The sequence below is a fragment of the Lentibacillus cibarius genome, assembly GCF_005887555.1.
Classification (GTDB): Bacteria; Bacillota; Bacilli; order Bacillales; family Amphibacillaceae; genus Lentibacillus; species Lentibacillus cibarius.
In genome coordinates this window covers 193302-219226 of the sequence record NZ_VCIA01000001.1, presented here as the reverse complement: position 1 = coordinate 219226, position 25925 = coordinate 193302, and the positions used below count along the sequence as shown (strand labels likewise).

At 40.1% G+C, this 25925-nt stretch carries 25 protein-coding genes and 2 pseudogenes; 26 read left to right on the top strand and 1 reads right to left on the bottom strand.

Annotation, left to right across the window (positions count from 1 at the left end):
* Positions 1–266: 266 nt before the first annotated feature.
* Positions 267–1373 (bottom strand): glycerol dehydrogenase, encoded by a 1107-nt coding sequence (locus tag FFL34_RS01120; RefSeq protein WP_138600589.1) that lies wholly within the window; start codon positions 1371–1373, stop codon positions 267–269.
* Between the two features lie 344 nt (positions 1374–1717).
* On the opposite strand from FFL34_RS01120, the pseudogene FFL34_RS18875 reads away from it, so the two are divergent.
* From FFL34_RS18875 to FFL34_RS00990, 26 genes and pseudogenes are all read left to right on the top strand, one after another.
* Positions 1718–2065, top strand: a pseudogene (locus tag FFL34_RS18875) (AAA family ATPase); the annotation flags it as partial.
* Positions 2066–3315: 1250 nt separating this feature from the next.
* The gene (locus FFL34_RS01110) at positions 3316–3810 is read left to right on the top strand and encodes a YrrC family ATP-dependent DNA helicase (RefSeq protein ID WP_138600585.1); all 495 of its coding nucleotides are present in this window, start codon (positions 3316–3318) and stop codon (positions 3808–3810) included.
* A gap of 12 nt (positions 3811–3822) precedes the next feature.
* A pseudogene (gene recD2, locus FFL34_RS01105) lies at positions 3823–5538 on the top strand (SF1B family DNA helicase RecD2); the annotation flags it as partial.
* Between the two features lie 35 nt (positions 5539–5573).
* Positions 5574–6227 (top strand): MarR family transcriptional regulator, encoded by a 654-nt coding sequence (locus FFL34_RS01100; RefSeq protein WP_138600581.1) that lies wholly within the window; start codon positions 5574–5576, stop codon positions 6225–6227.
* Between the two features lie 338 nt (positions 6228–6565).
* The gene (locus FFL34_RS01095; RefSeq protein WP_138600579.1) at positions 6566–6877 is read left to right on the top strand and encodes a hypothetical protein; all 312 of its coding nucleotides are present in this window, start codon (positions 6566–6568) and stop codon (positions 6875–6877) included.
* 133 nt (positions 6878–7010) lie between these two features.
* The gene (locus tag FFL34_RS01090; RefSeq protein WP_171046234.1) at positions 7011–7457 is read left to right on the top strand and encodes a metal-dependent hydrolase; all 447 of its coding nucleotides are present in this window, start codon (positions 7011–7013) and stop codon (positions 7455–7457) included.
* Positions 7458–7579: 122 nt separating this feature from the next.
* A complete protein-coding gene (locus FFL34_RS01085; RefSeq protein WP_138600576.1) occupies positions 7580–8632 on the top strand; it encodes a ParM/StbA family protein in 1053 nt (350 codons plus the stop codon).
* Between the two features lie 3 nt (positions 8633–8635).
* The gene (locus FFL34_RS01080; protein ID WP_138600574.1) at positions 8636–8992 is read left to right on the top strand and encodes a hypothetical protein; all 357 of its coding nucleotides are present in this window, start codon (positions 8636–8638) and stop codon (positions 8990–8992) included.
* A 179-nt stretch (positions 8993–9171) separates the two neighbouring features.
* Positions 9172–9393: a hypothetical protein gene (locus FFL34_RS01075; RefSeq protein WP_138600572.1), complete on the top strand. Its 222-nt coding sequence runs from the start codon at positions 9172–9174 to the stop codon at positions 9391–9393.
* Between the two features lie 36 nt (positions 9394–9429).
* The gene (locus FFL34_RS01070; protein WP_138600570.1) at positions 9430–10488 is read left to right on the top strand and encodes a conjugal transfer protein; all 1059 of its coding nucleotides are present in this window, start codon (positions 9430–9432) and stop codon (positions 10486–10488) included.
* Positions 10489–10515: 27 nt separating this feature from the next.
* Entirely contained in the window at positions 10516–10737 is a 222-nt protein-coding gene (locus FFL34_RS01065; protein WP_138600568.1) for a TcpD family membrane protein, read from the top strand.
* A gap of 73 nt (positions 10738–10810) precedes the next feature.
* Positions 10811–11275, top strand: a complete 465-nt coding sequence (locus FFL34_RS01060; RefSeq protein ID WP_138600566.1) for a TcpE family conjugal transfer membrane protein — start codon at positions 10811–10813, stop codon at positions 11273–11275.
* A gap of 19 nt (positions 11276–11294) precedes the next feature.
* Positions 11295–13880, top strand: a complete 2586-nt coding sequence (locus FFL34_RS01055; RefSeq protein ID WP_138600564.1) for an ATP-binding protein — start codon at positions 11295–11297, stop codon at positions 13878–13880.
* Positions 13881–13916: 36 nt separating this feature from the next.
* Entirely contained in the window at positions 13917–14588 is a 672-nt protein-coding gene (locus FFL34_RS01050; protein WP_138600562.1) for a hypothetical protein, read from the top strand.
* A gap of 72 nt (positions 14589–14660) precedes the next feature.
* Complete coding sequence (locus tag FFL34_RS01045) at positions 14661–16928, top strand: CD3337/EF1877 family mobilome membrane protein (RefSeq protein ID WP_138600560.1); 2268 nt, start codon at positions 14661–14663, stop codon at positions 16926–16928.
* Positions 16929–16948: 20 nt separating this feature from the next.
* Entirely contained in the window at positions 16949–17632 is a 684-nt protein-coding gene (locus FFL34_RS01040; RefSeq protein ID WP_138600558.1) for a hypothetical protein, read from the top strand.
* Positions 17633–17647: 15 nt separating this feature from the next.
* Entirely contained in the window at positions 17648–18733 is a 1086-nt protein-coding gene (locus FFL34_RS01035; RefSeq protein WP_138600556.1) for a peptidoglycan DD-metalloendopeptidase family protein, read from the top strand.
* Positions 18734–18995: 262 nt separating this feature from the next.
* On the top strand, positions 18996–19643 hold the full coding sequence (locus FFL34_RS01030; protein WP_138600554.1) for a RusA family crossover junction endodeoxyribonuclease: 648 nt from the start codon (positions 18996–18998) through the stop codon (positions 19641–19643).
* 192 nt (positions 19644–19835) lie between these two features.
* Entirely contained in the window at positions 19836–20972 is a 1137-nt protein-coding gene (locus FFL34_RS01025; RefSeq protein WP_171046233.1) for a replication-relaxation family protein, read from the top strand.
* 25 nt (positions 20973–20997) lie between these two features.
* Complete coding sequence (locus FFL34_RS18980; RefSeq protein ID WP_138604629.1) at positions 20998–21183, top strand: sigma factor-like helix-turn-helix DNA-binding protein; 186 nt, start codon at positions 20998–21000, stop codon at positions 21181–21183.
* 231 nt (positions 21184–21414) lie between these two features.
* Positions 21415–22710 carry a type IV secretory system conjugative DNA transfer family protein gene (locus tag FFL34_RS01015; RefSeq protein WP_171046232.1) on the top strand — a complete coding sequence of 432 codons (1296 nt, stop codon included), beginning with the start codon at positions 21415–21417 and terminating at the stop codon, positions 22708–22710.
* On the top strand, positions 22677–23438 hold the full coding sequence (locus tag FFL34_RS01010) for a type IV secretory system conjugative DNA transfer family protein (protein ID WP_138600548.1): 762 nt from the start codon (positions 22677–22679) through the stop codon (positions 23436–23438). Before FFL34_RS01015 ends, FFL34_RS01010 begins: the two co-directional genes overlap by 34 nt.
* Before the next feature lie 63 nt (positions 23439–23501).
* On the top strand, positions 23502–23834 hold the full coding sequence (locus tag FFL34_RS01005) for a hypothetical protein (RefSeq protein ID WP_138600546.1): 333 nt from the start codon (positions 23502–23504) through the stop codon (positions 23832–23834).
* A gap of 51 nt (positions 23835–23885) precedes the next feature.
* Positions 23886–24731: a S1 RNA-binding domain-containing protein gene (locus tag FFL34_RS01000; protein WP_234031387.1), complete on the top strand. Its 846-nt coding sequence runs from the start codon at positions 23886–23888 to the stop codon at positions 24729–24731.
* An 11-nt stretch (positions 24732–24742) separates the two neighbouring features.
* Complete coding sequence (locus FFL34_RS00995; RefSeq protein WP_138600542.1) at positions 24743–25444, top strand: hypothetical protein; 702 nt, start codon at positions 24743–24745, stop codon at positions 25442–25444.
* A 179-nt stretch (positions 25445–25623) separates the two neighbouring features.
* Entirely contained in the window at positions 25624–25893 is a 270-nt protein-coding gene (locus FFL34_RS00990; RefSeq protein WP_411712019.1) for a hypothetical protein, read from the top strand.
* The last annotated feature ends 32 nt before the right edge of the window (positions 25894–25925 follow it).

Here is a 25925-nt window from a genome sequence, read left to right as displayed (position 1 = left end):
ATATTAATGGTAGTGGGATTAAAGAAAATCATAAAGTAAGATATGCACTGGAAAAAAACCCAAGAAAGTCATAGAGTGAGGAATCGGTCTTCCCGATGGGGTGGTGTAAAGCGTGGTGCTTGGGTTGAACAAATATGGTGTAAATGCAATCACGGGTTTGGACGCTTTTCGAGTCTGTGTCCGGAATTTATGCTCGATTGCTTAGTACTGTCTCATCTATTGGATAAAATGGAAGGGAACTCTCCCTTCCATTCATTTTTAATTCACTACTTATATTTCTTTTTATATGCCTTTGAATACTGATCAGCGGCAAAGATTGCGTCCGCAACTTCGTCAGCTGTGACGTTAAATCCATTGTGAATCGTTTCGCCGTCAACTATTGCAGCCTCAGCTACCTTCATAATATCTTCCCTTGTGGCATCTTTCAGCTTAATATCTTCCAGTGTAACCGGCAGATCCAAGCTGATATAAAATCCGATATATCTTTCCATTTCTTCGAGTGAATGTTTTTCCAGTGCTAATTGGGCCAATGTACCAAAAGCAACTTTTTCACCGTGTGTTAAGTGATGAATTTCGCCATCAAGTGCTGTGAATCCATTATGAATAGCATGAGCCGCAGCCAAACCACCACTTTCAAAGCCTAAACCACTAAGGAGCGTATTTGCCTCAATAATATCCTCAAGTGCCGGGGTTACGACTTTCGCTTTTGCGGATTCATATGCCAAATGACCATATCTAAATAAGGTTTCTTCACATTTTTCAGCAATCGCCTTGGCAGCTATAGTGGTTGTTCCTCCTGCCTGGTTACTTCCACCAAAATTAATTACTGCTCTTGCTTCAATCCATGTGGCCATTGCGTCTGCTATACCCGATGTCAACAGACGTGGAGGTGCTTCTGAAATAACATGTGAATCCAAAAGAATCAAATTTGGATTATGATTATAAAAACGATATGATTCAAAAACACCTTCGTCCGAATAAACCACCGACAATGCACTTGTTGGGGCATCAGCAGACGCAGCAGTTGGTACAATAACGGTATAAGCGTCCAGCTCGTCTGCTATCGCTTTTGATGTATCTAATGTTTTTCCTCCTCCAACACCAACAACAATCGTTGCTCCTGCACCCTTGGCTTCTTTAGAAATCCGCTTAATTTCTTCATTTGAAGCTTCACCATTAAACAGAATTTCTTCTGAGGCTATGTTTTTCTTTTTCAGTGCATCTACAACTTTATGTCCAGCAATATCCCATACGGTTTCATCAGCAATAACAACCGTTTGACTTCCAATATCCTTCAGGTAGTCCCCGATTTTCTCGATTGCATTTTTCCCTTGTACATACTTCGCGGGGCTGATAAAAATTCTTTCAGACATATTAAACATCCTTCCCTCATGGCAATTTAGCAGATTGTAAAACTTGACCAATATATATAATTCCCTAATATGTATATTTTAATGTAACGATATCTTATGGATAAACGGTGATTTCATGATAATCAAACGTATATCACACAGATTTCTAATCCTCCGCTTACCTCTTTTAGAGATAAAGTTCAGAGTTTTTATAGCATGGGCTATCGCCCATGTTCATTTCTATGAAGATGGGAATATGGAGGCCGAAATCCATCCAGTCGCGTTGGAGGATAATGCCCACATCAAGCGAAATCGCTCGTCCATGTCTTTCTCCAAGATGGCAGAAGGCAGGGATGGTGAATTAAGTGTATAAGTCATTTTATTCATTGGCTCATGAGCCCTTTACAAAAGAGATTAGTTCGTCGGAAGCTTTCGCTTCTTCGTCTTATCAAGAAACCCTTGCACGTTTGGATTACCTAAAAAAGATCAGAGGTATGGGGTTATTGGTGGGTGAACCTGGCGCAGGCAAGACATTCGCTTTAAGAGCCTTTCAAGCATTCTTAAACCGTTCTCTATATCATGTCGTTTATTTCCCCCTATCAACGGGGAGCGTCATGGACTTCTACCGGGGATTGGCCTATGGATTAGGTGAAGAACCCAAGTTTCGTAAAGAGAATTTATTTCGACAAATCCAAAACGGGATTGAACGGATGAGCGACTCGATGGAACTATGCATCAATAATCAATATTATCAAGTTGTCGTGATTTCAGATACGGATGCATATAGGAACTGGACAATCGAACTTAAGGTGTCGCCTTCAACTTACGGAAAACAGAGATCTATAAAGTCCATATTAATACAGCTGATTATAAACCATATGTGGTCCCTTTTTGAAGAGAAGGGGCCACATTCTAACACGTACCATCTGGAATAATTTGAAGAAGAAAATGAGATAATGTGCAAATCTGAAATAGCGTGAAAATATTTGCGGATTATTTCAGATTTTTGGCTGGATTAATGTGGAGATAGGAACCCGAAATAATGTGGTGATTCACGGAATGTCAAGGAAGAACTAAACTCTCTGAGAATGGAAGAGAAGTAGAATTGAAGTGGATCGGAATACTTTTTTTGATTACATTACAGAACTTGCTAATCAAAATAAATGAAGAGGGCCACTTAAGGCGAAAAGTCACTATTGATACAAATACGGCCGGAGATCAACTATTTGACCTCTTCGAACAACCAGCCAATGGTGCACCGAGGGAGGCGGGTCCCGCCAGCAGAACTTAGAAGTGATTGTCCGTGGTACGCTGGCTGTGCGGATGGAGGGGCTTAAAAGGCTAACTTTTGCCGAGTAGTAATTCATAAAGACGATTATAAAAACATGAAAGAATCCCCATGAAGTACTGAAACCTACTATCTTTATTCCTTGGAATCATGGGTACAAGCGATCGTTATAAGTATGGTTGTTCTAGTGATTTAATTTGGATAGGTAGTGCATGACCCTTTATTTTCGTTTAACAAAGTTTAAGACCTAATACAAATACAGTTCAACAACCGCTGACAACATGGTGTGCTAAGGGTTAATAATATTTTAATTCACCCCCAAAGCACCCCCAGAACACCCCCGAAATTTTGATAAACCTTAAAAGTGAGTGAAATTTATTTTTTGCCAAGTTCGGATGTGCCAACATTTTTGAAGTGAATTAAAACCGGCTAAAGCAATAGTACAGAAATTGAACAAGAAGTTCAACAGGTAACATCCAATGTAGTTAATATCGCGAAGCGTGTGAAAGCATTTATTAAAAATAATCGTAAGATCGTAAAGCTACCTGTAACGATGTTTAAACAGCTATATCAAAACATAGTGCCAAAAGGTTCTATCCCGTTTCAACTAAACTCATCTTCCATATTTATCTGCCGATTACAACAGTGGCTGCAACAAAACCAGGCGGTGTTGGAATGATGAAACTGACTGGAACAATTACAAGTATACTATACCGAAAAGATGATTTTTTAATTGCTATGTTGCGAACGAAAGAGCGGGATATAAAAATTAAGGGCAATATTTACGGGATGGAAAAGAACGAAGCATTAACGGTCCATGGTTCGATTGAAACACATCAAAAATATGGACAACAATTTATTGTAGATCAATGGGAACGTCCCTTACCACAAACGAGGAATCAGATGATAGCCTTTTTGTCTTCTCCGTTAGTTAAGGGTTGCGGTAAGAAGCAGGCTGAAGAAATAGTCAATGCTTTAGGGGAAAATGCATTGACGACTATCTCCAAGCAAGGCAAGTCTTGTTTACTGAACATTAAAGGGATAGGCAAGAGACGTTCCGCTAAAATTGCTGAAAGTGTCCGTTCGACGTTTGAAGCACAACAAATAGTGTCGCAACTGCTTGAATACGGTATTACAGCGAAGATGGCCCTGCGTGTGTATAAAGAATAGGGTTCTAATTCAGTTCACATTTTAAAAGAAAATCCCTATACACTTACCGAATTAAATCTTATTGGCTTTCTTAAAGCAGATGAAATTGCTAAACGTATAGGTACCATACCAACATCCGGGTATCGGATAGAGGCCTGTTTAAAATATGTCCTGCATAATTCATGCTTTCAATCCGGCCATACGTATATGGTGGAAGAACAGTTGCTGGAAGAGGCTACAAAAGCACTTAACCATAATGCTTATGGTGAGGATGCGATATCGGCCGAGGAATTGGAAAACAGTATTATGAATATGGACGGAAAATCTATTGTAATGGAAGATAAATGTGTATATCCGTCTTTTTTATATCATCACGAACAAAACCTGGCTTGGAAACTTTCCAGAATGAAGAGTGCACAAGATGGCATATCAACACCTTATTTAGAAAAGCAGATAGATAAATACCAAAAAAAACACGGGATAATTCTAGCTTCAGAGCAACGAAAGGCTATTCAAGAATTGTTGACTAGGCAATTACTCATTTTAACGGGTGGCCCCGGTACAGGAAAAACAACCGTCATTCGAACAATGATAAATATATATGAGCAATTGTTTTCCAACCATAGGATTCGTCTTGTTGCGCCTACAGGGAAAGCTAGCCGAAAATTGGCTGAAGTGACCGGGAAAGAAGCTTCAACCATTCATCGGCTTATTGGATATCGGCAGGGAGAGATCCCGGAATATCATCAGGATAATAAGCTACCTTGTGACTTACTTATTATTGATGAAATGTCCATGGTGGACGTTAGTTTAGCCAACAATCTAATGCAGGCACTGAACAAAAATACGAAAGTATTATTTGTGGGGGACACTGATCAGTTACCATCTGTAGGGCCTGGAAATGTTCTGCGCGATATGATTCAAGCCGGACTGCCAGCAATAAAGTTGACCGAGGTATTTCGCCAGGCACAAGAAAGTCAGATCATTAGAAATGCTCACCGTGTTAATCAGGGCAAGTTCATTGTCTTTGATAAAGAAAAAGATGACTTTTATTTTCTGGTTCAGCAATATCCAAAGAAGATTGCGGAGTTACTTGTGCGAGGTGCGAGTCGTTTTCATGAGTTAGGTTATGACTTATCAGATATTCTGGTTCTCAGTCCCATGAGGAAAGGTCCGGTCGGAACAGAAATATTAAATGGAATGCTTCGGGATAAACTTAATCCATCCGGTGCAACGAAACAAGAATGGACAATAGGTAAGAATCTTTTTCGTCTTGGGGACAAAGTTATTCAGATAAAAAATAACTATGATAAGCAAATCTTTAATGGCGATATGGGTGTCATTACCGGATTCAGGAAAACAACGGATGACGACGGGAACGCGATTGACGTTATGGTAGTTGACTATTTTGGTAAAGAGATCATATATACCAAAACAGAGACCAAAGAATTGAATCTGGGCTATGCGATTACGATTCATAAAGCACAGGGTGGTGAGGCACCGATTGTGCTTATCCCTGCTACGACAAGTCATTATATGATGCTCGCAAGAAACCTAATGTATACGGCTATGACACGTGCCAAAGAAAAAATGGTGGTCATTGGAACAGAAAAAGCCTTAAATACAGCTGTTGCAAATAACCAAATTATGAAACGCAACAGCCGACTCGCTGAACGAATAAATAAATATACGAATTCATATGAGCCCGCTCAACGAGAAGATGACATTTGGGAATATGGCAACGTTTGAATTAGAACGTTGCTTATTTCGGAAGGAAAACGATCATGAAAGAGAATTTGAGACAATCCCTCAGCGAGGCAGAAGGTAAAGCACGGTCATCCAGCCTGCAACAAGAGGTTGATTTAAGCGAGGTAACGCAGCAGGAAACAAAAGCTAATCAGCAAGGTTATGGAATTTATAAATTAAAGCAGAAAAACAAAGCCCTTTTTTGTCAGGCAATACAGGAAAATTTGGATATCGTCATCCAGAGTAAACATCTAACGAATAGCGAATTAGGATTATTGCTGTCTCTCATGCCACTAGTGCAATTTCATTCCAATGCCATTATTAACCGAGAAACCAATGAATTTATGAGTATATCGGAGATAGCACGCTATTTAAATCGAGAACGCACGGCTACAAGTAAGACGGTATCCCGACTTCTTGCTAAAGGAATGCTATTTGAATTTGTAAATGCGCAGGAGATAAAAGTGCATAAACGAAGTGTATCCCAACGTCCACTATTTATGAATCCGGAAATCATTTATGCAGGAGATCGCAACCGTATTAATGCTACATTGGCCAGATTGGTGATGGAATTTGATATATTAGAACGCAAAAAAGTGTATCTAGCCTGGAAACTATGGTTGAAGAATGGGCATGAATTCGGTCGATTATATCGGCGTAAAACGTATTTGCAATTCAAGCGACATGAATGAGTGTGATATAAAGCCACACCCTCGAATCTTGGTATGACGGGGGTTAAACGACGTTATACAGTCAAGCTGTGGTATCAAATCACACCTTGACATTTCCAACATCTTCACCTTGGGGGTGTGGCAAAAAAGCCACACATGTGTGGTCAAAAAACCACACCCTAAAATTCCTGTCATCGTTGTTATGACAGTAATGACGGCAAACAGGGTCGAGATTTCCTTTCTCACTCTTCTCTATACAGCTGTCATGATAAATGATGTGCTCTTGCTCAGACGGGTGTCATGGTCGTGCGAAAAATAAAAGCAGGATTAACGCTTTGAATAAATGATGTTAAAAGTATTTGGTAGCACAGGATGGGCTGAACCCAAAATACAACCCGGATGCTGCTGGCATTTCTATAACAGCATTCAGCCAAATATGGACTTTTTCGGGAGGTAAGATAATCAAGATGCGTATTAGTTTAATAGAATTAGAGAATGTCTTATGGTATACGCAGGATAAAAATGGATTAAATTTACAAGTCGGAACAGAGAAAGCCATACAAAGATTTTTGGAAGATAACTATGGAGAAGGAGAGAGGTACCATGAACCATTTCAAATCGGCTTATACAATTCAAATGTCGCAAGTTACACCATGTCCGAAATGTCATAGTAAAACATACTTATTGTTAGGCAAGATGTCCAATGACCCTGCTTTTTATATATGTTTCCACTGCAGCTGGGTTGGACAGTTAGGCGTTGGAGAAGTTGTTATGCCTAATAAGTAAATAGAATGAGGAATGATTATGGAGTGGAGGACACATCTGTTGTCTGGGTTAGCTGCAGGTTATGTTGTTACAGGAGACTGGCGGGCAGCTGTGGTAGGTGGGATAGCTGCTGTTATTTCAGATTTGGATGAGCCTAAATCGAAGTTTGGGAAAATGGTATTCCCGCTATCGCTTCTGATTAATAAAATGTTTGGTCATCGCACCGCGACACATTCGCTATTATTTGTCGTAGCAGTCGTCCTGGTATTGTATCCATTTACACGTGAGTGGGTATGGCTATCAGCAGGTTTTGGGGTGATAGCACATATAATAGGCGATATGCTTACCGGAAAGGTGCAATGTTTCTATCCAGCCCCCAAAGAAATTGGGCTGAACGTTACACAAAGGACGTTTTTTCTTATAGATCGTTGCACAGCACTGCTGTTACTGGTTTATTTAGGAAAAGAAATGATTACGACCATATAGGCTTAAAATGGCAATTAAGGAGAGTCTGATTTGACTGACTTCTATTTTACAGAAATGTATCGATAAAAAGGGCGGAGAAGACCTGACGATTAAAAATAAGCTTTTGAAAAGGAGAGAAAATTATGGAGCATGTCGCAGTTGATTTGGGTTATGGATATGTAAAAGCTATGTCGTCTTCTGGAAAACACGTTGTGTTTCCATCATTAGTAGGGAAAGGCTATCATCGAAATCTTACCAGTGTCATGGGGGAGGAACCGAATAATCTAAAAAATATGCATGTTTATTTTAAAGAAGAAGATTACTTTGTCGGTGACTTGGCCAATGAATCACGTTCTGTTTCCCGTATATTTGAACAGGAACGATTTACTCATGTTTATACGCAGGTATTATTAAATGTAGCTGTTCAGCTGGTTACAGATGATGAACATGTACAGGTTTCAACCGGGCTGCCACTGGATTTTTATCAGTCACAGGCAAAGGAATTTAGGCAGGCAATCTTAGGAATGCAACCGATTATGACGTGGGAAACCGGTCCGTTTAAAGGGCAGGAAAAACGCTTGAATATTGATCAGGCGATGGTTTTTCCGCAGGGCGCATCCGCCATTTTTGCAGCTCTCTTAAACCATGAAGGAAAATATACATTTCCGCATTTAATGGGGCAGGGAAATTTACTTGCCTTAGTGGATATTGGTTTCCGAACAACCGATTTTGTTGTGGTCGAAATGCAAAAAAACGGGTCTTTCGTACCGCATGCTAAGCTATCGGGGACGGTAGATGAAGGTGTTATTAATTTGCACCGAGACATTCGGCAAGTGTTTAAGGCTCAATCAGGAGGCGCTGATTTAAATGAGTTTCATATCAGTCGAATTTTAAATAACGAGTTTTTAACGTACAAAGGGAAACGCATCGATTTTGCGGAAGCCATTTATAAAAGCAAGGAATCAATAGCAACCAATATTGCCGACCGACTCAAAAGCGTATGGGCAGAAGAAAGCGATCTGTTCGACGCTATTTTTCTGGCAGGAGGCGGTGGTGAGTTGTTTGAATCATTTGCCCAGCCCCATTTTGATTATCGTTTAAAACGCATAACGGCAAGTCAGTTTGCCAATACCATCGGTTACCTGCGGCTCGGACGATCCATCACCAATCAAAAGCAGGACAAAAAGATGGGTTAGTGTATGCCGACGAATTGGAAAAAACGGTATAGTTTCCGTTTAACCAGTGATGATCAAGCCATTTATGACTATTTGGAACAACTACCTGCTAATCAGCGCAGTGAAGGTATACGCAAGTTGTTAAGTATTGCAGTAAATGGGCCTCAACAAGGATTAGAACAACAAAAGATGATTGATTCACTTAGGAAGGATATAGAAATCCTAAAAGACAACCAGCAAGAGATGCTGCGGAAGTTGGATAATAGTAACGAACCGAAAACAACTAGTCAGGAAACGCATTCCAATGAAGCGAATGAACAAACTATGTATGAAACAGCCAATGCTTTTCTTACGTCGTTTGGTTTTCAGGAAAGTGATTAAACGAATGTCGATGATCTCTGAAACAAAGAGGGTCAATAAAAGCAAACATAGACTGTAAGAAAAATAGATGAGAGACGTGCTCTGCAGCATTTGCAGGGTATTTTTTATGCCTTGAAAGGGGGAATGTGTCAAAATTTTATCTTTCAATTTAAGTGATGTCATGGGAGGGAGGTGAAACAATGATTCGTTTTTTTCTTGGTCTGCTGTTAGGTATATTTTTATTCTTAGTTGTCGGAAGTATCATTTTGGAAGAGTTTCCGGCTATTCAACCTCTATGGCAAGAGTTTAAAAAGGCCATTGTTCGTTTATACGATATGGCTCTTGTTCGTTACGGGGCTGTAACGACGTTTCTTATCATTATTGCCATTTTTATCGTATTTGGTTCCAGCAGGAAAATATAAAATGAATAAAAACAGAACAGGAGGGAGGTTAAATAGTTGAAAAACATTCAAAAGAAGAAAAAGAATAAAGAAAATATCAAGGCAGTAAAACGTTTTATGGAAAACATGAAAGTATTTTTTAGTGCAAAGCCCAAAAAAGAGAAACCAAAGCGTCCCAAAAGCTATCTTATGCGTAGGCTTGGCGCTCTTACATTTTGGATAGTATTTTCCTTCATGTTTTTAGTGGTGGCAGTGAACATAACGTCAAACACGAACTCTGCTGAAGAGGAACAAACCCGGCCGGATCTAACAATCAATCCTGCAACAAAGCCGGAAGCTATTCAATTTGCTAAAGACTTTGCAAAGAATTATTTCACCTGGAAACGTGATAGCTGGAAAGTCCGTGAAAAACGGCTTTCCAGCTTTTTAGCTGAAGGACTTGATAGGCAAGCAGGACTGGTTAAGGACGGCTTAAAATGGGATGCATCTATTCAACGTGTCAGGCTACAAACAGTAGAAAATATAACAGAAAACAAAGCGCATATTATTTTTGAAACAACGACAGAAATGAGCCGGAAAGTGCCCTTGAAAAAGCAAAAAAAGAAGGATAAGACAAAAACGAAAACCAAAAAGCTAACGAAGTTTTTTGCTGTCCCCATTACGTATAACGGAGCATCTTATGGCGTTTACGATTTACCATTTATTACAAATGTGGATGAAACAACGACGGTAACCGAAGATGCTAATAACTATCGGGAGGATTTAACGTCGGTGAAAACCGGTGAACAAGTAACCAATGTTAAACACTTTTTAGACACGTTCTTTGCCAGTTATGCCAAAGACTCAGAAGATCGATTGAGCTACATTTTGACAGATGAAAAGCATCAAAATGGATTGCAGGGTGAGCTGACTTTCAAGGAAGTAAAAAGCGCTGATGTATACGAAGGGAGAAAACAATCGCAGTTTATTGTAATTGCTGATGTAACGATGGAGGACCCGAAGACAAGCATTCAATTTGATACTGTATACAGGTTAGTTGTTTCCAAGAAGCAAGACCATTACGTTGTGTCAAATCTGAAAGCCGATCAAACAATTGAGGAACTAGGGTCCGAATAAAACAATGGGAAAGTGGGTGATGTATGGATGAGTTTCCAACCTTTGTTTAATTGGTTTACCGAAGAAATACAGTATGTGCTGTTTTTTATCATCATTGTTTTGTTAATGGTGGCTGTTTTTAAGCGTGCATGGTTGTTCGCAGTAGGCGTTCTCATAGCCGGTTCCATTATTGGCATCTTTGTGCTGAACCCGGACCTTATTTTGAGGTTATCTGAATGGTTTAGCAAAAAACTTAAAATTGGACCTTAATGACAATATCTAAGTCTAATGAAGGAGCAGCATTCTGTCAGTGCTGTTCCTTATTCAGTCAAAGGAGCGTTATATGAAAGATGAACAAAATAAGCGCATCCCATTGTATGTATTAAATAACTTTTTAAAATTTGATCGTAAAATTTATCAGCTGTTTGGCCTGAAATTGGGCAGACCTATTCCTTTTAAAGGACTGCTTTATTTGCTTGCATTTAGCATAGGAGAAATTATTTGGTTGGTAACTCCGGTTTTAGGTCAATTCATTCGGTGGATCCCCGATGGCATTCTGATTCTGTTACCTATTACGATGGCCTGGTTATTAACAGATGTCGGAACAGAAGGGCGGTCCCCGATATATTTTTTCCGTTCCTTTTTGCTCTATCATGTGCGGCAGATAGGCCGAAAAACATACGTACATGGACGAAAAATACCCAAAGAACGAACGCATATTTTCCATAGTTATTATACCTATGGTGTTAAGAAACATCGTTTTAAACCAACAAAACATCGTTACAAAGGGTTTGTCACCTTTAAGTGACTAAGAAAGGAGTTATTGCATGCTAACAAATATATTAGAATTTCCCATTAGGCATATTGAAAATAATCTGGTTTTTGCACACGATAATACCGTATGGGCCTATTATCGGATTGAAGGATTCAGTTACGATTTTTTGGATTTTGATGATAAAGTAAAACCTTTTCAGCAACAGTTAAGTTATTTATCGAATAATGGGCATGACCTGCACTTTGTCATTGACCCGACACCTAAAAATATTAGTGGTGTGGTGAATCAAACCTTAGAAGAAATGCAGCGATTGGATTATTCATTGAAAGAGAATGGAAAGCATTTTATGGAACAAGTCAATCAGCATTTAAACAAACAACGTTCTCAGAATGAGTCAGGTGAATACATCCATTACCTGGGTGTTCAATTAGACCCTTCCAAAAATAGATATGTATCGCCAAATACGGGAAACACACTAATTTATCAGTTTAAGAACTTTTTAGAGGGTCTGCGTTCACCAGTCTATCGGGCAGTCGGGTTAAATCCTTATGATATTCCTTTGGAAGTGATAGAGGCGTATCAGAAACAGGCAGAAGGTTTAATAACAAATATGGCTAACGGTTTTTCATCTATGGTAAAATCAGCCACAACAGGAGAACTTATTTATTTGGCAGAGAAAACCTATTCTGTTTCTCCTACGAATCAGGATGTGTCATATCGACAAGCGTTTGCATCGGGTGATAAAGTTAAGGGTGTAGATTCCAATAATATCCATCATGAAGCTGTCCGTCCAAAAGAAAATGCGTTTGTTGATCTGCAAAATGCGAATATTGATGAGATTGGCCCTAAAACATTGCTGCTAAGTAAAATACGAAATAATGACATTGAGGAGCTGTATACGCAGTATTTAGTCTGTAATGATATGAATGACGTCAGTAGTCACCCTGGCTTTGAATGGCTTTACCATGTGCAGTCTCGAATGCCTTTTCCGGTTACTATTTCCATACGGGCACATCATCAGCCCAATCGGTTAGTGCAAAAGAAATTGAGTAATGCACGATTAGAATACAAAGATCAAAGAAAAGAAGCTGCCAAAGGGCAAGACAGCATCGATCAAAGTGTCGTTGAATCGGAACAGGGTGCTGTGCAAATGGAAAACTACTTTAAGCAGACAGGGCAGCCGGGATATAATTGTTCCTTTGTATTTAAAGTCATTGCCAGAGACAAACGGACATTGCAAACACGGGTTGAGCAATTAACCGACGAATTATCCCGATTTGGGGTGAGTATTGTTTCGCCATATGGTGAACAACTTAATTTACTAATGGAAACCATACCGGGATCGAAACAATTTAATAACGATCTTCCTATGTACGTATCTCCAACGGTTTTGGCAGGTATGATGTTTGGTGCTACAACGAATATCGGGGATAACCGTGGCTTCTACATCGGCTATACACGTCAATTTCAAAAGCCTGTTTTTATTAAACCGGACCTTGCGGCCAAAGCGTATGAAAATGTCAATAATGTGTTTGACTCGATTTCGGTCATGGTAGCTGGGATGACCGGTAAAGGAAAGTCCTTGTTTATGAATCTATTTATTTATTTGGCTGCCATGACTGGTTCTCAGGGGTTAATTATTGATCCAAAGGGTGACCGTAAAAATTGGTCAAAAGGACTTCCTTATATTCCTGAAGAGTATATTTCTGTCTGGCAAATGGGAAAAGACGCAAAGGATGCTGGTTCGTTGGATCCTTTCCGAACAAGTACTGATTTGGAAGAAGGTAAAGATATCTGCATGGATATTTTGACACATCTTACAAATGTGGATATTGAAGATGATGCCTACACCATTTTAAGTGAAGCAATAGAACATGTAGCGAAACAGGAGGACCCTTGCATAGGGGCGGTCATAACGTATTTGCAAAATATTTATAACCAAGCAAACCTGAATCCTTCCCGTTTTAACGCTGTTGATAAATTAAAAGGCATGTTAGAAACATTGCGTCGTAATCAGCTTGCTAAGTTACTTTTTGGGGAAGTGGGACAGCAATATAAAGTACTGCATCCTGATGTCCCCATTCAAGTACTAATGGTACAGAATCTCAATTTGCCAAGTAAAACAACGAAAAAAATGCGGCCTCAACATAAAATATCTGAGGCAATTATGATTTCGCTTACAGCTTTCACGAAACAGTACATGTTTAATCAAGACCGTATGAGACATAAGTTTATTTTACAGGATGAAGCTAGCTCCATTGAACAAAGTGCTGTCGGCTCCGAGCTGATGGATTTCATTGTGCGTATGGGACGCTTCTATAATACAACGCTTATAAAAGGTTCACAAAATGCCTCGGATCACGGACAGGACGTGGCAAACATGGGCATGAAATTCAGTTTTGGGTTACGGAAAACAGAAGAAGCCCAGGAGATGTTAAATTATCTAAACCTGCCACAGACGCAGGAAAATATTGATGTACTAAAAAACCTTGGACGTGGTGATGCCCTGTTTCAGGATATCTTTGGACGTTCAGCGGTTATTCATATTAATCCGGTGTTCCGAGATTTATTAGATGCGTTTGATTCATCTACCGCAACGGAGGAAGAAAAACAAAGAGAGTTGATGCAAACGTCTTAAGAAACCGGTCATTTACTAAGTAAAGGAGTAGGTCTGATGCAAAAGAAAACACTATTTATGTTACTGATGATAGGTATGTTCTTATTTGTGGCTGCTTGTTCATCTGATAAAGAAGCCAGCCCGGATGATGAAAAAGGTGATACCGAAAGCGAGGAAAAGTCAGAGCGTGAAAAGGTATTTGAAGAAACGGATAAAATAGCCAAAAAGTTTTACAAGGCTGGTTTTGAATTAAATATTCCTGTTGCATATGACATGCTTTCGCCTAAAGGTAAAAAGAAGCTTGAAGGAAAAACTGCATTTGGAAGTTATAATACCAAAATCGTTAAGGATAATGGCAGTGAAATTTATGCAAGTGATTTAATCAAATCTGAGCAATATGAAAGATACAAGAAAGAATATCCTGATCAATTTAAAGAATTTGAAAAGCTTCATGACGAATATGAAATTAGAAGGTATGATTACACCTATAGCAAAGAATCAAAAGAGATTGTTTATTATGTTAAGCCATGGAGAAACTATGATTTTGAAAAAGGTGATTCTAATTTCATTAGCCTTAAACAGAATGAGAATGGGGAATGGAAGGTAAAAGCTTTTAAAGAGAGTATACCAGAAGAGGTTAGGAGCAAAAATTCTGGGACTATTTTACATGAGTATAAAAAGTATAACAAATCTAGTGAAGGTGAATATGGATTTGAAGATAAGAATTAACAATCTAATTTTGAGAGGAGGCTCTGCCTTGAAATAATCCCTTATTATAGGGATTATTTTTTATGGATAAATATGAATAAATATTGGAAACGCATAACTAAGTTAATTTTAGTTTTTCTCATTTTAAATATTGCAATGGGAACTACGCAGACTGTTTATGCAGAAGATAAAAATGAGAGTAGTCAAGAGCAATTAGGAGCTTTAAAAGATAATGGTAAGTCTTATTATCACTTAGATGCGGTGCCGGATGATTTTAATGAAGAAAAAAGTTTTGCAGATAAAGTAACAGATAAATTCTGGTTCCTAGACGTGAAAGATAAAGCAGGACAGAAAATGAATGAGTTTTTCAACTATCTTGTCAATGTTGCTTTTGATATGAACATCCTAATGACCAATTTCATGATTTCTTCCTTGGATTTTGCATACAATTTTAACTTTATCAATTTAATTATTGATAAACTGGACAGTATCATGCAGCAAATCACCGGTGTTACTGGCATTGGTAACTTTTCATCAAATGGTATATTTGGAAACCTAGCAAAGTTCGTAGCTGTGTTCACAGTAATTTATGCTATATTTCTAATGGTTTGGAAGCGATCGATGTTTTCATCTTTTGGAACCATTTTACAAACAGTCTTAGCATTAACCATAGCATTATTGTTGTTTACCAACTACTCCACGTTTTTATCTGGGCTGAATCAGGTTACTACTCAAGCCAGTTCGTTGATACTAGCGAGTGATTTTAATAAACAAAACCAGAACGGCTCTCAAAAAGTTGAAAATGCTGCACCAACCAATCTCAATGAAGAAAGTCTGAAACGAGAAATGAAAGATAACCTCTGGACGTTGTTTGTGGACCGTCCATATTTATACATGATGTACGGAGAAACAAATTTAAACAATATAGGAAACAACATTAGTAAAGAGGAAGCAATTAATCGTATTAACAAGATCCTTAAAAATGAACCAAATTCAGAATCACGTTACAAAGCAATATCTAATGAGATTAATAAAGGTAATAACTATTTATTATATGACAACATAAGCAAACGGTTATCTTTCACACCACTGTATTTAGCGATAAACGGAATCACATCGCTTCCAGTATACTTTTTAGCATTGGCTTTGTTGCTGTTTCAATTCTGGTTTATGTTAATCGCTATATTTGCTCCATTTGCTCTTTTATTTGGAGCCATGCCCGGCCAATTTAATGTGGTTAAACGGTACTTTATTGAACTAGGATTGCCATTGGTATTAAAAATTGTGGTGGCATTTTCAGCACTGATCATATTTGCGATTTCTGAATTACTATATCAGGCTGATTTTACGGCAACTCAATCTGGTAATCCGTTTATGGGATATATAGCCGCAGCCTTAATTCACTTCGTTTTATTCATGCTGTTATTCTTTCTACGCAAACGTATTAAAAATATCTTTGCAGCTGGATCTCAAGGTGTCCAAGAAATACGAGAAGGCGTGGGTGATTTCAGCAATCCACTGAAGAAAAGAACGCAGGGATTAGCAACAACTTACGGTGCAGCCATTGGGGGGGTTGCTACAGGTGGAACAGGAGCATTAGCTGGTGCGAATATAGGAAGTTCCGTTGGAAAAATGGCCACAGGTGAAGGCAGTGTTGGCGATGTGGCTAAAAGTGGTATGCAGGCGAAACGCTCTAAGCAATTAAGTTCACTGGAAAGAGAGGATGATTCTGAAGCTATAACGGGATTAGATAAACTGGCAACACATGAAAAACCATCAAGGAAAAATGTGAACGCCAATGCAACGGTTGATAAATTAGATACTCCCAATACTAGTGGTGAAACGGGAACTGACAACCAGGACAATGACCAAAATGATTCAATGCCAAGTTTGAATACCAATAGAAGTGAAAATGCCCCGATCAAGGAAGGCGGTACCATTTCCCCAGTAACGGAAGAGAAACCAGAAAAGAACCAAAGTGAAGCATCACTAGAAACTAATAAGGCGCATGACCAAACAAAGAACATGAACGAGGGGGTATCGGAGTCGTTATCATCGAGTACAAGCCAGTCCAATACATCTGTCATGAATAGTGACCAACTAAATGTTAATCAATCAAATGAATCATTTGGTGGTACGACAACGGGAGGTAATTTAGGAGCTAAAGATACGCTGTTTGATAAAGATAGTCCAAAAACAATCGATCACTCAACACCAGAAACGCAGCAACATGGTGAGCCGGTTAATACGCAAATGTCCAAACAGGATGATTTAGCGAATTTGGCTTCACTGGAAGAACACATTCCTCCGGTGGAAAATGAACAACAAACGGATGTTAATGATTACGCAGAATTAGAATGAAACAGGAGGTTCACGCGGTTATGGATGACAAAACAAAAAATATGATTATTTACAGCGTAATGGGTATTATCATTACGCTGTTTTTCATTTCTATCGTTATTGGTAACACCATGATGCAGGATGCGACAAAAGATAAATCAAAAAACGGTGATGTGTCTGCCCAAGCCGAGAAACGGACACATGATTATAAAAAGCAAAATAGCTCAGCGGAAGAGAACACAAAGGAACCAAATACTATACAAGAAAACCATGAGCAGAAGGAGATAATAACACCGGATCCAGATGCATTAAAAGAGCCGGAAGGTTTTTATCGTGAGCATTTTACCGATGAACAAATAAAGCAATCTAAAAAGGCAGCTAAACAATTTGCAACAAATTATTATGCCTTTAACGGCGATGATCCGATGCAGCACATTAAAGATGCTCGCCGATTTATGACAGATAAGATGTATGAAAAACTCAGTGTAAATACACCTAAACCAACGGCAGCCACATACAAAAAGAAGATAGTCTCCGCAGAGGTTTATGAGCCTTATGAACCAAGCGAAGATTATTTTGTTTGGAAAGTCCGAATCGCAGGTGATGTTTACAATAGCAAGGCTAATAAAACAAAAAGGGAAATAGTCGAATACACCCTTAAAATGAAACAGACAGAAAAAACATTCCAGGTCAGCAATTATATGTTGAATGTCTTAGATCATTAAGGATTACTGGTAGTTATGAGAGGAATTCTTAAACTAAGTATTGGCCTTGTTGTTGTCTTAATCATGCTCTTTTGTATTGTTTTGTTTGTGGGGGTATTATTTTTAGGCGTCTTTTTTGGTGATATAGGTTTTGAAGAGAAACATGACCAGAATGCAGGGACACCTTCAAAAATAGCTGAAAAAGAAATACCGGAACAGTTTATCCCTATGTATAAGAAAGCAGGGGAGAAATACGATGTGCCATGGTTGCTACTTGCGGCCATCCATCGTGTCGAAACCGTATTTTCCTCCGTTGATATGGTATCACCAGTCGGAGCGGAAGGGCATCTCCAATTCATGCCATGTAGTTGGTTGGGTTGGGACTATCCTTTTTGTAAAGGGTTAGGTGACGCAGAAATTCCTAAAGATATCAGAACAGATCCGGAACAGATTGATAAATACGGAGGATTTGGTGTAGATGCCAATGGTAATGGGGTGGCAAGTCCATGGGAAGAAAAAGACGCTATTTTTGCAGCAGCCAATCATTTGGAACCTTATATAGGGAAATCCGGTAATCTACAAAAAGCTATACGTGCTTATAATCATGCTGATTGGTATGTAGAGGATGTCATGCATTTTTATAATCTTTATAATGCTGGCTTTGTATCTAAAGAGGAAGCAAACGTGGAACTGAAGGGTGATAAGGCATGGATAGCTCCGGATACGAAAAACCTAACATCATCCTATGGGTATCGTATCATAGAGGGAGAAAGAAGTTTCCATGCAGGTATTGATATTGCGGATGGGCAAGATCGCGGTAAACCTATCACGGCTTTTGCTGAAGGGAAAGTTGTCTATTCGCAGTTTAACAACGGTGGCTTTGGTAATTTAGTCATCATTCAACATGGCAATGGGTTGCAAACATATTATGCGCACATGATGAAAACGGGTGTCTCAGCAGGAACAAAAGTAAGAGCAGGACAAATTATTGGACAAATTGGTACAACCGGGAATTCAACAGGTGCCCATCTTCATTTTGAAGTGCATCAGAAAAAGGACGATGGCACATATAAGACGGTGGATCCCATGCCATATGTAAACACGTTTTTAGAGAATGAATGACAGATAAACCTGTCAGACGTAATAAAAGGCTTATATGCACGATTAAACCAATATTTCATCATAATACGTCAGACAGCTTCCATGTTGCTTGTCTGACGTTATTATGTAGGCTTATCCCTTGTTAAGGCAGGTGTTTCAACAAATAGTGTCAGACAATCGACTTTTCGAATAAGAATCAAAAATAATATGTCCGACGTTGGCTGGAATGCACGCCTGAATATACAGGGTATACAACGTCAGACCAATAGAAAGGAGAACAAACATGCTACAGACACATTATATAAATGTCCTGAAGAGTTTGGAAATGTTAAAAGAAGAAACGCTGGAGCGATTAGTCGAATTGAATAATGATCAAATGGATACCGGGTGTTTTCCCGAGAATCCACTAGCTGCAAGCAAGCCTTTGGTTATTGATGGATATCCGGTTTTTCAATTCTCGTATGCAGGGATGTTGCCTTTGAACACGGATAATGACCGAAGTTACTTTGGAGCGATTCAAAGCTATTATCAGCAGGTTACATTTCAAGCCTATAACTATGCCAGCATAAACGCGCAGTTTGGCAAATCGACGCTTATTCTCCTGCATTATTTCAGGGATAATATTCGTCGGGACTTGGATAACAGCAACAGCAAATGCATTATTGATGCCATTCGTTACACGCGGTTGATTGCAGATGATAGTTGGAAAGAGTTATCTCTTTTCCAACAGGGGCATCCGGACAATAAGAATCATATTCAAGCCTATCTGGTGGAAGAACAAAACCTAGTTTCTTTCTTGGCGTATTTGCAGGAGCACCATAACGATTTAAAACACATACCAGAAGTCAGTAATCTAGACTACTACATTGAAAAATCTAAAGAAGAGGAGCAAGCAATTGCCATAGAGGACAGAGACAATATTTTTTGGTAGTTGCATTAATATTCTACCTGTCCAGAGCACGTTATAAATGGGTAGGACATAATCGAGTTCGAACACCTCCTGATATTCTACCCAAATGAAAATTGGAAATTCTACCTAATTGAAAATACTAGACTCCTTGTTTGGAGCCAATTTGCGGTACAGCAGAACGAACAGACTTATTCAATCAAAGGGAGAATAGTTTTGTTGAGGCATTTCGGAAGGACTGGAGAACTGGGGAGACAAAACAGCCCTGGTCCACGAACAACAAAGGCAGGTGATAAATTGGCTAAACCAACCAAAAAACAGGTCATCAAACGACTGCAACCGTTGGATGTAAACATACTCAAAACCTTATACGACTATCGCATACTCAGCACCCAGCAGATACAACAGCACCATAACCTAACGTGGCGCTATGCTTATAAGAAAATAAGCATTCTGCGCAACACCGGCTACATCATCAGCAAGCCAACCAAAGGCTACAATGCCAAACAGGCCAGACAGGGCAATCACCACCGCATCAGCGAGACTGGCATAGCCTGCTTGCGAAAGCAGGGCTATCCTGTTGAGCGTCGGGCCGACGACTTACGTGTCCGTACGTATCACGTCCCGTACCTGCTCACAACCAATGACATCTTTCTGCGATTACAACAGGCAGGATGGACGATTCATGACAGCCGGCATGTGAAACGAACCTTCAACTTAAACCGTGCCGACAATGTACAGGGTATCGTCACAAGTCCAAACGGAGCGGCACATGTCGTCTACACGTTCTTGCACGGCATATCTGCCAAAAACCTGGCCAAAACGGCACGAGAAATGGAAATGCACCGTACCGACGAACGCACCCAAGCCGGCGAACGTTATTTCGAGAACTATGCTCTATTCGCTAAAGGACAGGATAGCTTTATTCGGGTGATTGACCGTCTCATGGACAGCCGGGCTATGCTGCAGTGCAACAGCTTGAAAGTATTCCCACTGGGATTCGGCAAAAGCTATGTACCATTATTCGCAGATGACCAGGCTAGCTTGCATCAGTATGTAGAGCAAAATGAGAACCTGACATTTAAACCAGCAGTAAAGGAAAGCAATCACCCTAAAGGCTTTCATCATATGGTCCAGCACAACGGAGAGGAAAAATATTTCATCAACTTACTGGACACCGATATTGTGAAAATCAACCATGTATTAGCCTATCGTAAAGACCGTTATATGCGTAATGGACGAAAGGTGCTGATACTGACACACGCGGGCTTGCGCCCCATACATGAACGGTTGCTCAAACACATTCACCATGTGGAGTTTTTACCGATTGATCAGGATTTTCTAAATAAATGAACAATGAGATAAAGATGAAAAGCATATTTTAAAGGAGCGGGAGCGACAGCTTTTAGACGATTTATACGGCTTAACAAAACCAAGAATGACCCTAAAAGAAGCGGGTATACCTCACAACATAAAACAGGAACGTGTCCGTCAATTACGTCATAGGGCAGAAATAACAATAGTGAGAGATTTGATTAAGCAATTTAAAGAGCTAGCAAAATAGAAAAGATGACCTAACGCTTGGTGGAAAGCAACTTTCTGCCAGGCGTTTTTATATAACTCTAAAAGAGGTGATACTATCATTTTAATGCTCTATGCCGGCATTGTTTTTTGTATGGCAGTTACCGGCGTTATCCTTATGTTCCAGACGACCTTTATACCAGCCCCCTTGTTCCCACTCGGAATAGGGGGCATTCTTGTTATTCTTTTCTACGCTTGGAAATGGTGGAAAAAGATGCACAATCCAAAAGCAAGCCGGTTACTGATGCTTACCATGACATTATGGCTTGTCATGGCTTTAGGAAGTCTGGCTTATCAGTATTGGCAATGGGAGCAGATGGTTTCCAAAGCCTTTATGATGCGATTGGCCATCGTCTTTTTTGGAATGGCAGGCATATACGCCAATATCATGTATATACGGGCCGAAAAGGCTTACCGGCAAAAGCGTGGCAATCAACGTATTACCGAAAACCCCGAGAAAGGCTATAAAACCTATAAAAAACACTTTAAGCAGTCCAAGCGTAAAAACAGCGATGAACTGGTGACGGTATTGGGACACTCCATTGAACAGGATAACCTGCCAATCGTATGGAAAGGCAAAGACATGTTCACGCACATGCTGGTGGTTGGTGCAACACGTTCCGGTAAAACGGCCTCTGTCCTGGAGCCGATGATTTATCAATTATTACTGCAAAAGAAACAAGGAAAAAATCTAGGTTTATCCGTGGTGGAACCCAAAGGCGAATTTGCGGAAAAAGTAAAGGATTTCTGCGATGAAATGGCTATCCCCTATATTTATGTTGATCCCACCAGTCCTCATACGCAGAAATTTAATCCCATGGAAGGGAATGTGGAGGATGTGGTGGAAGGAACGGTTATTGTATTACGGGGGTTGTTCGGCAAACAGGATGCTTTCTTTGCCAACGTGCAGGAACTGGCCGCACGTAACGTAACACGCTTATTAAAAGAATTGAAGGGGGATGATACCGACTTAATGGAAGTACTGGAGACATTAAGGGACTTTACCTTATTACAACAGCGAACCAATGAACTGCGTATGCAACAAGGGGAAACCGATTTAATACACTCCATTGACAATGAGCTGTTAGGCAGTATGGCAGAAAAGTACAGGCAGTTTGTTATTGGGCTGCGGGCACAATTGGAAAACATCACGAGTAATGAGTTGCTTAAAAACATCATGACAGGTAAGAGCGACGTGGATGTGGACGCACACTTTGCTAATGATGGGGTGCTCATTGTCAATACAGCACTGGGTACACTCAAAAAAGCAGGTGATGCGTTTGGACAATTTCTCATTATGCATTTGCAAAACGGCACATTCCGCCGTCCAGGAACGGAAGACACCCGTAGTCCGCATTTCATGTTCATTGATGAGTATAAACGCTATATCAATCCGCAAGTGGAGATTTTTCTGTCGCTTGCAGCGTCCTATAAGGTTTCAGGCATTCTTGCCTCCCAGTCATTGGGCCAATGGAAGTGGAAGCAGGCGACATCAGCCCCCGTGCCATGAAACAAGCGATTATGACGAACTGTCGGAATAAACTATGCTTTAATGGTGTTGGTTTTCAGGATGCTCAGGAATTTGCCGATGAGTTCGGAAAAGATAAAATCATGATGCGTCAATCAACATATAAGCATCACGTGATAATGCCGACGGTCTTCCCGGACTCTTATCGAGATACAGAATCGGAAGAATACCGTTTTGATCCCACGGATATTATGGACAACTTACCGAAGTATAGCTTTATCCATAAAGTTATGTATGAAGCGGCGATGCAGAAACCGGCTCTGGCAAGAGGCAATCTTGTGCCATCAGATTGGAAGGAAAAACGGGAATGGGAAGATCATGGGTTAAAAGCGAAACTGCGACAAGTCGTTAATCAGGCGGAAGAAAAAACGGGGGCTGGACTGAAAAGGCCGTTCCAACGTCTTGCTAATGTAAAACAGAAACAAGCAGAGTCAACACCTAATCGGCCTGAACCGGTGGAAGATAACGACAAACATAGGTGCTCAGTGCCCCACGAACAAAAAACGGTTTCCGATGATGCCTCACAAAACGCGCTAGACGAAAACCATTTATCGTCCGGTCTCGTTGACCAAGACGTTTCGCAGTTACAACAAGAACCAGAGCCAATAGTCGAACCGCCAGTACAGGAACAGGAAACCGAACAAAAGAATACGTCGGCCAAACCGAACCAGCCCATTGGGCAGGCCGCAGATGATGGCTTTTGGGATTAACACGCTTTTCACAGGAAAAGGGTGTTTTTATATGCATTTAACAAGAGAAAGGAGCAGAACGACATGGACACTTATCCGTATCAACATGCAGAAGGAAGCCTGTTGTATCAGGAAGAAACGTATCATTTTCGCTTTAAGGGGGTGAGGGCCGCAACCATAGCATTGTATAACGTTCCGGGGGAACAGTACTATTTTGCTTGTACGATTGAGCCGAGCCATCAGCATTGGGTGTATCTTCCTGAAGCTTTGCGCTCGTTCACAAGTGCCGGCCATAACCAATTGGCAGAAGCGGGGGTAACATGGCCACGGGCATTATTTGAAACAAAAGAACAGGCACTGCAAACAGCGATAGAAATTATCGAGCAATTATTAACGAGGTATCAAAGCAGCTGGTAAGCAAGCCAAATGGCGCTACATTTAAAACAATTGGAAAAGGAGCGATTCATAATGACAGACGAATTTAACGACAACGTGATGATTGAGGGATTTGATCCATCGAAAATGGTAGAACAGGAACAGGATCATACGCTGGAGAACTGGAAAGAGATCTACGCGGCCTATCAAAACAGCAAAATCTTGTATGCACCTATTGCCGGAATTGAAAAAATCGGACAACCAGGGGAAGAAAAACACCCGTGTGCCGTCGTAAGGGTGGGATCCATTCGCGGTTTAATTCCACTGGAGTATACAGGCGCGCAGAATCTGCGCCAATTGCGCTCCATGACAGGACAAAACGTTGCTTTTATGGTGTTGAATTACGATCAGGACAATGAACTGTTTACAGCGTCACGTACGCAGGCACGGGAGAAACTTGCGGCCATTACCCTTCGGAAACTGCAAGTAGGGGATGTGACACCGGCGGTCATCCGTCATGTAGATGAAGGATATCTTTTAACAGATATCGGTGGTATTCATGTGGTTATCCCGATTGATGACATTCGCTATGGCTGGATTGATAATTTACATGACGAATTTCAGGAAGGTCAGGCCATCAAAGTTAAGGTAATGGCCATCGACGAAGAACAACAGCACGTAGACGTTAGCGCCAAAGCTCTGTTGCAGAACCCGTGGCCGGACTGTGTGAAACGCTATCAGAAAAATGGGGAGTATGTTGGTACCGTTTCCGGTGTACGGGAATACGGTGTCTTTGTTCGTTTGGAGCCGGGTGTTGATTCTCTGTCCAGCCATTTGAAGTTTCAAAATGTCCAGAAGGATGATCAGGTGCTGGTGCGAGTGGATAACGTTGATGTGGAAAAAGAACAAATTCGCACACGTATCACGTATGTATTGTAAGGAGGCTCAACATGGTCAGCCCATACTCTATCCAGCATGATTGGCACCTGCATTGGACTCGATTGCCATCCAATCTGAAAGAACCAAATTATATCAATGATGAATCACCGAAAGAATGTGCTGCATTGGATGCCATAGCCAAGGTTGGCATAATCGGGGGAGAACAACTCTTCCGATTATTCAACTTAGGCAAAAAGCGTTTAAGAAACATGGTGCGGGAACAGAAACTGGTACGGCATGAGTTGCGAAAAGGCAAACAACCGATACCGATTTATACACTCGGAAAGGCAGGAGCCAAAATCACGAGTTTTCCGCAATATGAACCGAATGATTGGGTGCGATTTCAGACCAAAGATGTATTACAAATGCTGATGTTCTTTGAATTATATGCTTTCTTCCCGGAAGCGCAAGTGGTTCCAGCCGCACATCCGTTTGTTGGGGCGATACAATTTAAGGGAAAGGTATTCTATGTTTATGTCATCCGAGAAGACACAAAGGATATACAGCTGTTTTTGAAGTGGAAGCAGCATGCAGTTCCTCAGCGTGTCATCATGGTAACCGAATCATGGAAACATGTGGCGTTCTGCAGCAACTATGCGGAAACGACAAAAATACGTATAACGACAGATCAGGAATTACAAAACAAACACCATGACATGTCGCAGCTTTTTTATTTCTTTGATAAACATGGAAACGTGGTGAAAGAGGTCTAAAGGATTATTAATTTGCTAAATATAGAAAAATTATCTCAAAAAGGCAATTGCATTTATTAGTCGTATTTGAAATAATCCTATTATAGGAAAATAATGAAATAAATGAATGGCATATGAACTGTTCAATTAACGGGCCAGATTGTTGAACAAGGTTCTTGATCTAAAGGGGGGTTGTAATTTTGCATAAGAAAAAAGCAAAGAATATATTGGGCGTGTTGTCAATATTAACTGTGTTAATAAATATCATTTTTTTCTTTATAGTAAGAGGTCCTGATATAAATTTTATTTCGGTAATAATCGTGTTTACAATACTTTCTATGCTTGGAATTATTTTTGCTATAATATCTAAAAAAATGTGGTTTGTTATAATAGGAATTCTGTTGAATAGCGCAGTGTTAGTATTTGCTTATTTTCTTTTACTCGGAGCAGTAGGAATTAGCGAACCATAAGAAATTATTCAAAAAGCGGGCGCACTTGCGGA